We start from the raw sequence: 9998 nt of genomic DNA on the forward strand, positions 1-9998 counted from the left end.
AACCGTTGCGGGACAGTGCCGGGCTCTCACCGGACTTCGTCTTCGTGGCGCGCTCGCAGCATACGCCCGCGCGGGGTATGCCGTCAGCCGGCCGGCTGGGGGCCGGCTCCCACGGTGCCGTCGTTGAACGGAATCAGCGGGGCGAGCTCGGGGAAGAGCGTGCTGAAGCAGATGACGACGACGGCGGCCACCAGCAGAATCAGCAGGACGACGCGCACCCACCTCGGGCCGGGCAGGACGCGCCAGAGTGCGGCGTACACCCGGCTCAGCCCCCCGTCAGCGCGGCGGGCGCCCCGGCCGACCGGGGTTGGGCGTGGTCGAGCATGCTCAGGGCGACGATACGCTGGGAGGCGCTGAACTTCGGGTGGCAGGCGGTCATCACCATCCATCGCTCGCTCGGCTGCTCACCGAGCCGGCCCGGCACCGGGGCGACGACCTCGCTCTGGTCCGGCTGCACGATCCGCAGCTCGCTGAGTCGGTAGACGTAGTAGGCGGTGGGGGTCTCGACCACGATGGGGTCACCGGGACTCAGCTCGGCGATGCCCCACAGCGGTCGGCCGTAGGTCGTGCGGTGCCCGGCCACCGCGAAGTTACCGACGTCGCCCGGCGCCGCCGAGTCGGGGTAGTGGCCGAGGACACCACGGTTGAGGATGCTCAGCTCGACACCCTCGTTGACCGGGCGGACCTCGTCGATGGTCGGCAGGTGCACGATGGCCATCGCGGCCCCCGTCGACGTCGTCACATCTGCGATCCCGCTCGCCGAGCAACCCCGCCGCCTGCCGCACAGCTTTCATTGCACTGTCCGATCGTGGACGCCATTCGGCGTGCTCAGCCTATCCATGTGCATCTCCGCGCACCACACGCGGCAGACACTCGAGACCCTGTTGTCCGGTCGTGACAATATCCTCAGCGGGATTCATCACCCTCGATCATGCCGATGCGGACGTAGTAGACCTGATCGTCACCGGTCGAATTCTCTACCGTTCCTTTGGCGCTCCATACATCGCCCTGCGGTGCGCAGCGGAACTCCCGCAGGTCCGAGGTGCCCTCGAGCCGGCCACGAGGGCGGCACCGCCCAGCAGCACCAGCAGCGAGGTCCAGGGCTCCTGACATGGTGCAAGGGTGGCCGGCTGCTCCGGGTCGCAGGTCAGCGCCGACAGCTCACCGGTGCCCACGACCACCCCGCTGGTGGGCGAGGCCTCCTTGACCACCGTGCGCCAAGCCTGCAAGCGCAAGCCGATCGGCCGAGATGTCATCGCGTGTCCTCAGGGGAGTGCCGAAAAGGGAGACTTCCTTTCGACCATCCTGCATTTAGAACGTCGAAATAAAACACTCAGAGCGTGCCACGCCGAGTTTCCCTTAGGTCAAGCAAAAGAGTAACGATCCGATAACACTTTGACACGTTTGGGCATTTTCCACTTGCCAATCCGGTCCGGCCGCGGACTCGCTATCGGTCGTCTGCTTTAGACATTTCTGAAAGTATTTGCCTGGTTACTACGCAACAAATGAGCTTCCGAACAAAAACCGGGTCGCGCACACAGCATTGCCACAGGATCACCAGGTGGAAGGTACGGCTTTTCGCGAGGCACCGATCTGCCCGAGCGAGTCCAGAGCCTCGACCAGCCGATCCAGACCCGTGGCGTCCGGGACCGCGATCCGGGTGACCCCGGGCATGCCGAAGCTCGTGCAGTCGCGCACGAGCACCCCGAAGCGGGCCAGCACCTCGCGCAGCTCTGCTGCGACCAGCACCCACGGGGCATCGGCCGCCTGGAGCGCCAGCCCTCGGTGGGTCAGCTCCTCGCTCAGCGCCGACCGCGCTGCGGCGATGCGCGCGGCCCACGACGGCAGGTCGGCGCGCTCCAGCAGGTCCGGCAGGGTGGCCAGAGCAGGCGAGCTGACCGACCAGTGCGGCTGGTGCCGCGCGAAGCGGTCGATGTCGTCGCTCACCAGGTACCCCAGCCGCAGCCCCGGGCAGGCGAAGGTCTTGGTCAAGGAGCCCACTGTGACCATCCCTTGCCCGCGACCCGCCGTCCACTGCCCGGTCGCCAGGGGATAGAACGCCTCGTCCCAGACGTCGGCCTGCTGCTCCAGGGTGGCCAGCCGGCCGCTGGGGCTGTGCGGGTCGCTGCGCCATACCGGTCCGGTGGTGTGCCGTGGGTGAAGGGCGAACTCCGGCTCACCGGCGACCCGCCCACCCATCTCCCGGCTCACCAGGCTGATCGCCTCACTGCCGCCGTTGGTCAGCAGCAGCCGCGCCGGGTCGATGCCCAGCGCCTCGGCCAGGAGCACAGTGGCTGCCCGAGGATCGGGGTAGTGGCGCACCGTGTCCAGATGAGAGACCAGCAACGTGGTGACGTCGGGGGCGAACGGGTTCAGGTTCTGCGAGAGGTCGAGCAGCTGGGCCGGGTCCAGCCCCAGCGCGGCCGCCACCGCCGGCCCGTCGCCCCCGTGTCGTCCGGGCGGTGGGACGCGGTCGTCAGGGTGTGCCACAGTCATGAGGTCCATGATGCCCTCGCCGATTGCCCGATGGAGGAGACAGTCGATGCAGACAATGGGGCACGGCGTGCACCGGCTGTCGGTCGGCTCCAACGCCTACCTCATCGACGGAGACGAGGGAATGGTGCTCCTCGACGCCGGGATTCCCGGCCGACTGCCCCGGATCCGGGACGGACTGCGTGCGATCGGGCGTGACCTGGAGGACCTCCGGGCCGTGCTCATCACCCATGCGCATCCCGACCACGTCGGCAGCGCCGCCGCGGTCGTCGACGCGGGAGGTGGCCCGGTGTGCATGTCGCCGGCCGACGCCGCGGTGGCACGGGGGGCGGCGCCCCTGCAACCTCCGCCGATGATGGACCTCCTCGCCCCCCTCAGGCGACTCTTCGCGCTGGCTCCGAAGCCGGACGCGCTCGTGGTCGATCACGAGGTCAGCGAGGCCGACGACTCCGGCCTGCCGCAGGACTGGCGCGTGGTGGAAACGCCTGGTCACACCGATGGACACCTCAGCTTCGTCCTGGACCGGGCCGGTGGCCTGCTCTTCGCCGGCGACGCCGCGATGGTCTCCCGTCGCGGCCGGGTCGTGCGCGGTGTGTTCAACGCTCGCAGCCGCGCGGTCGATGCCAGCATCGCGCGGCTCGCCGAGCACGAGTTCGCCGCGGCCTACTTCGGGCACGGCCGACCGCTGACCTCCGGCGCCGCGGCGGCGTTCCGGCGCTATGCGGAGTCATCACCGGGTTGAGCGCTCAGGGCTGTAGGACGACCTTGAAGCAGCCGTCGCGCTTCTCCTGGAACATCTCGTAGGCATCGGCGGCCTCCGACAGCGGCACCCGGTGCGTCGCCATGGTCTCCAGCCCCAGCACGTCCTCGGCGCCGGAGACCAGCTCGTGCAGCTGCGGCGTCCAGCGCTTGACGTGGCACTGCCCCATCCGCAGCGCGATCCCCTTGTCGAACATCTCCATCATCGGCAGCGGGTCGGCCATCCCACCGTAGACCCCGGAGATCGAGACGGTGCCGCCACGCCGGACCGAGGAGATCGCGGTCTGCAGCGCGGCCAGTCGGTCGATCCCGGCATGCTCGATGGCCGATCTCGCCACCGGTCCGGGCAGCCGGCTGGCCGCCTTCACCGCCATACCGGCCACCGGGCTGCCGTGCGCCTCCATGCCCACGGCGTCCAACACCCCGTCCGGTCCCCGGCCCTCGGTCATCTCACGCAGCCGAGCGGGCACGTCGTCGGCCTCCGACAGGTCGACGACCTCGGCACCCGCCGCCCGAGCCAGGGCCAGCCGCTCCGGGATCAGGTCGACGCCGATCACCCGCCGGATGCCCTGGTGCAGCGCGGCGCGCACCGCGAGCAGACCCACCGGGCCCAGCCCCAGCACCGCGAGCGTGCCATCGGCGTCCACGTCGGCATACTGCACCCCTTGCCAGGCGGTGGGCAGGATGTCGGACAGGTAGAGGTAGCGCTCGTCGGGATGGTCGTCGGCCAGCTTCACGGGTCCGAAGTCGGCGTGCGGCACCCGGGCGTACTCCGCCTGCCCGCCGGGCACCGAACCGTAGAGCGAGGTGTAGCCGAACAGGCGCGCCCCCGACCCCTGCTCGGTGACCTGGGTGGTCTCGCACTGCGCGAAGAGCCCGCGGCGGCACATCCAGCAGTGCCCGCAGGAGATGTTGAACGGGACCACGACCCGGTCACCGGGAGCCAGGTTGTCGACCTCGGCGCCGACCTGCTCGACGATCCCCATGAACTCGTGGCCGAGCACGTCGCCCGGGGACAGATACGGTGCCAGCACGCCGTAGAGGTGCAGGTCCGAGCCACAGATTGCGGTGGAGGTGACGCGGATGATCGCGTCGGTGGGATCCTGCAGGACGGGGTCGGGGACCGAGGTGACCGCGACGTCCTGCATGCCTTGCCAGGTGAGTGCCTTCATGCGCGTCGACGCTAGGCGCACCCGCCCTGGTCCGCGAGCGGAGGAGGCGCGCACGCCGTACCGTCGGGGACATGGACCGACCCGTCGCCCTGGTCGCCGGGGCTTCCCGCGGCCTCGGCCTGCTCATCGCGCGGAAGCTGCTGGACCGCGAGTATGCCGTGGCCATCTGCGCGCGAGACCGGACCGAGCTGGACGCTGCCGTGGAGCTGCTCGCCGGACACGGTCCACCTGCGCCGGTCACGGGTCACGCCTGCGACGTGGCCTCCCGCGACGAGGTGGCCGAGCTGGTCTCCCGGGTCGAGCGTGAGCTCGGGCCGATCGAGGTGCTCATCAGCGTGGCCGGGGTCATCCGGGTCGGTCCGGCCGAGTCGATGACCCTGGAGCACTTCGACGAGGCGATCGGGACGATGCTGCGCGGACCGGTGCAGCTGGCCTGGGAGGTGCTTCCCGGTATGCGGCAGCGCGGGCGGGGCCGGATCGGCACCATCGCGTCGATCGGCGGCACCCTGGCACCGCCGCACCTGCTGCCCTACGCCACCGCGAAGTTCGGGGCCGTCGGCTTCTCCGAGGGCCTGTCGGCCGAGCTCGCCGGGTCCGGGGTCACCGCGACCACGGTGATCCCGGGCCTGATGCGCACCGGCTCGCACGAGCGGGCCATGTTCACCGGCGACCACGGCGCGGAGTATGCCTGGTTCGCGCCGTCGGCTTCGTTGCCCCTGCTGTCGATGAATGCCGAGCGGGCTGCCGCCAAGATCGTCGACGGGGTGCTGGGCGGGCGTCGGCACGTCGTGCTGACCCCGCTGGCCAAGGTCGGTATGCGGGTGCACGGTCTGGCGCCGAGCAGCACCGTGGCCATGCTCGGGCTGGTGGGGCGGTTGCTGCCCGCAGCACCCGATCCGCCCCGCACACCCACCCTCGTCGGTCACCAGGCACAACGGGTGCTCGACTCGCGCGCGGTCCGCGCGCTCACCGTCCTCGGCTCGCGTGCGGCCCGGCGCAACAACGAGCGATCGGGCCGATCCGGCTGAGCGCAGCGGGCGCCTACCATGACCGACATGGACTCCGCCGGGCTCGCGCTCCTCGCGCTGGTCGTGGCCACGGCGGTGCACGCGGGCTTCCAGCTCACCGTGACGACGGTGGTCTATCCGGCGCTGGCGCGGGTCGACACCGACCGGTGGAGCACCGCCCACGATGCCCATAGTCGATCGATCGTGCCCGTGGTGGCGGTGACCTATCTGAGCCTGGCCGGCGCTTGCCTGTGGGCAGTGCTCGCGGTGCCCTCGTCGGCCTGGGTGTGGACGGTCGGCGCCGGTGCGGCGCTGGCCGGTGTGACGACGCCCTGGTCGCGGCACCCACGCACGGGGCGCTTGCTCGCGGGCGTCGGCCCGATCTGGTGCACCGGCTCCTGATCGCCGACCGGGTGCGCGCGCTCGGCGCCGTCATAGCCCTCTTAGCCGCCGTCGCAGCAGCCGTCGGCTGACCCTGCGCCGCGCTGCGGCATACGGATTGGTCCGTCAGGGTGTAGCCGAATCGGGTCATCCCACTGCTGGGCCCGCCGACCTGCGGTCGCCACCGAAGGGCCCTATCGTGGCCGGATGGACCGTGGACTGATGCAGATCTACCTGGGTGATCATCTGGCGGGCGCCACCGGAGCGGTACGCCGGCTGGACCGGATGGCGCGCAGCTACACCGACCTGCCGGTGCACGGTGACCTGGTCGACCTAGCCACCCAGATCCACCACGACCGGCAGCGGCTGCTCACCCTCATGGAGGAGCTGGAGCTCAGCCCCCGACGACACCGGCAGGCACTGGGGCGTCTCGGGGAGGCGGCCGGACGCCTGAAGCTCAACGGAGCGCTGACCTCGCGCTCCCCCCTGTCCCCCTTGGTGGAGCTCGAGGCGATGCGCGCTGGGGTGGTAGGCAAGCTCAGCCTCTGGCAGAGCCTGCAGACCGTTTCGGACGAGCCGAGGCTGAACCGACAAGAGCTGGCGGACCTGGAGCGTCGTGCCCGCGAGCAGCTCGAGGTCATCGAGCGCTGCCACCAGGTGCTGGCGCCCACCGCCTTCGGCGGCGCGGACTGAGCGGGCTCTCAGGCCTGCGGCACGAGCTTGGCGAACACCACGATGTTATCGACGTGGGCACGCGCGTCGGCGTCGTAGTCACCACCGCAGGTGATCAGCCGCAGCTCGGGCACCTCGGTGTTGCCGTAGACCGCGACCTTGGGGAAGTCGTCCTTGGGGAAGGAGTCCGTGGCGTAGACCTTGAAGGTGGCCACGGAGCCGTCCTCGCGCGTCACGTCGACGGTGTCTCCGCGGCCCAGCTCACCCAGGTCGAAGAAGATCGAGGGCGTCGAGCCCTGGCTGGTGACGTGGCCCTCGATGACCGAGGGCCCCAGCTCACCAGGGGTGGGCGATCCGTCGTACCAAGCAGCCTGGTCGTACAGCTCCCCGGTCGGCACCTGCAAGGTGCCGTCGTCGTTCAGACCCAGCGGGTGCAGCTGGGAGGTGACGTCGATGCTCGGTATGTCGATGGACACCGGAGCGGACTGGGGTAGCGCATCAATCTGCGGCTCTTTTGGCGCTGCGGCCTCCGGCTTGTCGGGCTGCGTCGTCGCGGCACCCGCATCGGGTGCCGCCTGCGTGGATGATGCGGTGTCAGGTGGTGCCGTCTGTGCGGCTTGGTCGGGGGCTGAGGTCGCGCTCTCCTGAGTCTGCGAGAGACCCTCCGACGCGCCGGGAGCCGGGGGGGACCCCTGCTGAGTGCTTAAAACCCAGACCAGCGCGACGGCGCCGAGGAGGAGGAGCGCGACGGAGGCCGCGAGCACGAACGTGCGCCCGCGGCCTCCATCGGTGCTGACGGTCATGCGATCAGCGGCCGGCGTTCGTGTTGCGACGACGGTTCGCGGCGACACCGAACGCGCCGGCGCCCAGGGCCACGGCACCCAGCGCGAGGACACCTGCGTTCTCGGTGCCCTGGGTGGAGCCGCCACCGGTGGCGACACCCTCCTCCGGCATGCTCATCTGAGCCACGTCGAACGCGCCACAAGCGGCGGGGTCGGTGGCCTCGGACGGCAGGCTCGGGTCCAGGTCGGACTCGATGTCACCGTCGTAGGCACCACTGCCGTCGTGGTCCACACCGTGCAGCACGACGACACCGTCACCGGCCTTGATGCTGGCGGCGACGTCCTCGGGCAGCTCGATGGTCCGCTCGTAGTCCACGGTCGGGCCGGTCGGGAAGTTGGCCACGTCGAGCGCAGCCTCCGGGGTGGTCTCACCGGGCTCGTTGGTCAGCGACACCATGACACCGCCGTAGGAGCCGGCTGCGTCGGTGACGCGGATGGCGCCCTCGAAGCCGGTGCCCTCCATGTTGGGGTCGGGGCAGGTGTTCTCGCCACCGATGTGGATGTGCTGGGCGTGCGGGCTGTCGGCCAGCAGGCCATCGGCCTCGACCTTGATCTCGAGCATGTTGCCCTCGAGCATGCCCCACGCGGTGCCAGAGACACCGGAGTCGTTGAGCTGGCTGAGGTCGGCGGACAGCTCGGTGCCCTCGTCCTGGGCCGAGGCCGGAGCGGCTGCGGCGAAGGGAAGGCCCACGATCGCCGCAATGGCGAGGGGGGCGAGGTGCTTCTTGGTGGTGCGCATGAGATCTCCTTCGAGATTGGTTGCTGCACGGCTTGGCCGCGCCGATGCGGCGGTTGCATCGAAGGTCATTCGGTCCCGGCCCGGAAGCGGATGTTCAAAAGAGCAATGCTGTGAGGTGTATCACACAGACTACGGGCGTGGCGTATGCCGATCCGCGCGGGAGGGGTGAGGCTCTGCTCACAGCAGCACCGCTGCCGCGATCAGCGCCGCCCGGGTGCAGCGTGGGTCCATGGGCACGAACGACGACCACACATCCGTTGCTGCGCCACTGCGCCGGCAGACCCTCGAACAACTGCGGTCCCAGCGCATCCTGCTGCTCGACGGACCGCTCGAGGAATCGACGGGCAGCGAGCTGTGCGCCCAGCTGCACCTCCTGTCTGCCCGGGATCCCCGCACCGAGATCAGTTTGTGGATCAACTTCCCCGGAGGCTCGGCGCCCTCCATGCTCGCCATCAGCGACACGATGCAGCTCATCCCCAACGCGGTGTCGACGTGGCGATGGGGCTGGCCTGCAGTGCCGGCCAGTTCCTGCTCACCATGGGCAGCCCCGGCGCTCGGTTCGCCCTCCCGCACGCCCGCATCCTGATGCATCAAGGCTCCGCGGGCATCGGCGGCACCCTCCAGGTAGGTGCTCGCCACCAGCCCGGGTCCGCCGTGCCCGGGACCAGTGACATACATCGCTGACAGCTCACGCTCGGTGATCGCGCGGTTGAGGTGGGCGTAGAGGAAGGTCAGCCCCGGAGTGGTGCCCCAGTGGCCGAGCAGCCGCGCCTTGACGTGCTCCGTGGCCAGCGGCTCCCGAAGCAGCGGGTTGTCGCGCAGGTAGATCTGGCCCCCGACAGGTAGTTGGCCGCCCGCCACCACTGGTCGATGCGCTCCAGGGTGGCGTCGTCCAACGGTCCGTTCGTCGCGTCGGCTCGGACTCGCCACGACGTATGCGGGGTCGGCGGGTGATCAGTCGAGGTCGGCCGGGTGGACGCGGACATGGAGATCTCCTCGGGGGCAGGGAGGGGTCGGTATCCCCACTCTGACACTCCGGGGAAGGGGCACACCAGGGCACAACGTCCCAACACCCGGCAGCCGAACAGGTCAGCGTCATACGGAACGTGCGCCGGGACGCACGTTCCGTATGACGTTGATCCGTGGTGCTAGCCGGCCAGCTGTGCCCGCAGGGCGGCGACGTGACCCTTGGCGTCGACGTCGTACTCGGCGAGCACGATCGTCCCGTCCGTGTCGATGACGAAGGTCGAGCGGTGCACCCCGACCATCTGCTGACCGTTGAGCGTCTTGGGTCCCCAGGTTCCGTAGGCTTCGGCGACGGCGTGCTCGGTGTCGCTGCCCAGCGGGAAGCTCAGCCTCTGCTCGGCGGCGAACGCCCGCAGGTCCTCCACGGGGTCCGCGGAGATGCCCACCACGGAGTAGCCCAGAGCCCCCAACGAGGCCAGGTTGTCGCGGAAGTCGCAGGCCTGCGTGGTGCAGCCGGGGGTGGCTGCCTTGGGGTAGAAGTAGACGATCACCCCGCGGTCAGCCTGCTGGCGCAGGGGGCCGAGGGAGACCTCGCCGCCGTCAGGAGTGGGCAGGGTGAAGTCGGGGGCGGTCTCGCCCGTGCTCAGCTGGGTCATGGTGTCCTTCATCGGTGCTCGGGTTGTGGACCCAGGCGCTGGCCGGGGTGCACTGGGTGGCTCAGGCGTCTCCTCGGCGGAGGAGCTCGCCGCTCGGGCTGTCGCCGACGGGGCGCCCGCGCAGCAGCGTGCGTCGGACGACGCCGTGCAGCTGTTGGCCGGAGTAGGGGGTGATCGGGTTCTTGTGGTGCAGCCGGTCGACGTCGACGGTGAAGGTGTCCTTGGGTGCCAGCACCGCGAGGTCGGGGGCGGGGGCGGCGGCAAGGGGGAGCCTTCCCCGCCAACCAAACCCAGCGGACGGGACGCGCGAC

At 70.1% G+C, this 9998-nt stretch carries 12 protein-coding genes and 3 pseudogenes; 5 read left to right on the forward strand and 10 right to left on the reverse strand.

Annotation, left to right across the window (positions count from 1 at the left end; translation table 11 throughout):
• Window positions 1-83: 83 nt before the first annotated feature.
• The 4 genes from ACR2FV_RS13735 to ACR2FV_RS13750 all read right to left on the reverse strand — a co-directional run bounded on the left by ACR2FV_RS13735 (window position 84) and on the right by ACR2FV_RS13750 (window position 2496).
• Window positions 84-260, reverse strand: a complete 177-nt coding sequence (locus tag ACR2FV_RS13735; protein ID WP_434016263.1) for a hypothetical protein — start codon at window positions 258-260, stop codon at window positions 84-86.
• Between the two features lie 5 nt (window positions 261-265).
• Complete coding sequence (locus tag ACR2FV_RS13740) at window positions 266-742, reverse strand: class E sortase (protein WP_434016264.1); 477 nt, start codon at window positions 740-742, stop codon at window positions 266-268.
• Window positions 743-977: 235 nt separating this feature from the next.
• Window positions 978-1256, reverse strand: a complete 279-nt coding sequence (locus ACR2FV_RS13745) for a hypothetical protein (protein WP_434016265.1) — start codon at window positions 1254-1256, stop codon at window positions 978-980.
• Between the two features lie 298 nt (window positions 1257-1554).
• A complete protein-coding gene (locus ACR2FV_RS13750) occupies window positions 1555-2496 on the reverse strand; it encodes an aminotransferase class I/II-fold pyridoxal phosphate-dependent enzyme (protein WP_434016266.1) in 942 nt (313 codons plus the stop codon).
• A gap of 46 nt (window positions 2497-2542) precedes the next feature.
• On the opposite strand from ACR2FV_RS13750, the gene ACR2FV_RS13755 reads away from it, so the two are divergent.
• Window positions 2543-3235: an MBL fold metallo-hydrolase gene (locus ACR2FV_RS13755; RefSeq protein ID WP_434016267.1), complete on the forward strand. Its 693-nt coding sequence runs from the start codon at window positions 2543-2545 to the stop codon at window positions 3233-3235.
• A 4-nt stretch (window positions 3236-3239) separates the two neighbouring features.
• Here ACR2FV_RS13755 and ACR2FV_RS13760 read toward each other — a convergent pair whose 3' ends face one another.
• Window positions 3240-4424 carry a zinc-dependent alcohol dehydrogenase gene (locus ACR2FV_RS13760; RefSeq protein ID WP_434016268.1) on the reverse strand — a complete coding sequence of 395 codons (1185 nt, stop codon included), beginning with the start codon at window positions 4422-4424 and terminating at the stop codon, window positions 3240-3242.
• Window positions 4425-4495: 71 nt separating this feature from the next.
• On the opposite strand from ACR2FV_RS13760, the gene ACR2FV_RS13765 reads away from it, so the two are divergent.
• The 3 genes from ACR2FV_RS13765 (at window position 4496) to ACR2FV_RS13775 (ending at window position 6505) form a co-directional block, all read left to right on the forward strand.
• Window positions 4496-5452, forward strand: coding sequence for an SDR family NAD(P)-dependent oxidoreductase (locus ACR2FV_RS13765; RefSeq protein WP_434016269.1), 957 nt, complete (start codon window positions 4496-4498; stop codon window positions 5450-5452).
• A 27-nt stretch (window positions 5453-5479) separates the two neighbouring features.
• Window positions 5480-5833 (forward strand): hypothetical protein, encoded by a 354-nt coding sequence (locus tag ACR2FV_RS13770; protein WP_434016270.1) that lies wholly within the window; start codon window positions 5480-5482, stop codon window positions 5831-5833.
• Between the two features lie 186 nt (window positions 5834-6019).
• The gene (locus ACR2FV_RS13775; RefSeq protein WP_434016271.1) at window positions 6020-6505 is read left to right on the forward strand and encodes a hypothetical protein; all 486 of its coding nucleotides are present in this window, start codon (window positions 6020-6022) and stop codon (window positions 6503-6505) included.
• Between the two features lie 8 nt (window positions 6506-6513).
• On the opposite strand, the gene ACR2FV_RS13780 is transcribed toward ACR2FV_RS13775, so the two are convergent.
• Both ACR2FV_RS13780 and ACR2FV_RS13785 read right to left on the reverse strand, forming a co-directional pair.
• Complete coding sequence (locus tag ACR2FV_RS13780) at window positions 6514-7287, reverse strand: class F sortase (protein WP_434016272.1); 774 nt, start codon at window positions 7285-7287, stop codon at window positions 6514-6516.
• 4 nt (window positions 7288-7291) lie between these two features.
• The gene (locus ACR2FV_RS13785) at window positions 7292-8065 is read right to left on the reverse strand and encodes a CHRD domain-containing protein (protein ID WP_434016273.1); all 774 of its coding nucleotides are present in this window, start codon (window positions 8063-8065) and stop codon (window positions 7292-7294) included.
• A gap of 229 nt (window positions 8066-8294) precedes the next feature.
• Between ACR2FV_RS13785 and ACR2FV_RS13790 the strand changes: the two are divergent.
• Window positions 8295-8749, forward strand: a pseudogene (locus ACR2FV_RS13790) (ClpP family protease).
• Here ACR2FV_RS13790 and ACR2FV_RS13795 read toward each other — a convergent pair.
• The 3 genes and pseudogenes from ACR2FV_RS13795 to ACR2FV_RS13805 form a co-directional block, all read right to left on the reverse strand.
• Window positions 8681-9051, reverse strand: a pseudogene (locus tag ACR2FV_RS13795) (phosphoketolase); the annotation flags it as partial. The pseudogenes ACR2FV_RS13790 and ACR2FV_RS13795 sit on opposite strands and share 69 nt — an antisense overlap.
• 162 nt (window positions 9052-9213) lie before the next feature.
• Window positions 9214-9687, reverse strand: a complete 474-nt coding sequence (gene bcp / locus ACR2FV_RS13800) for a thioredoxin-dependent thiol peroxidase (protein ID WP_434016274.1) — start codon at window positions 9685-9687, stop codon at window positions 9214-9216.
• Between the two features lie 61 nt (window positions 9688-9748).
• Window positions 9749-9998: pseudogene (locus ACR2FV_RS13805) on the reverse strand (allantoinase AllB); the annotation flags it as partial.

Origin of the sequence: Ornithinimicrobium sp., assembly GCF_051004135.1 — a bacterium.
Taxonomy (GTDB): domain Bacteria; phylum Actinomycetota; class Actinomycetes; order Actinomycetales; family Dermatophilaceae; genus Ornithinicoccus.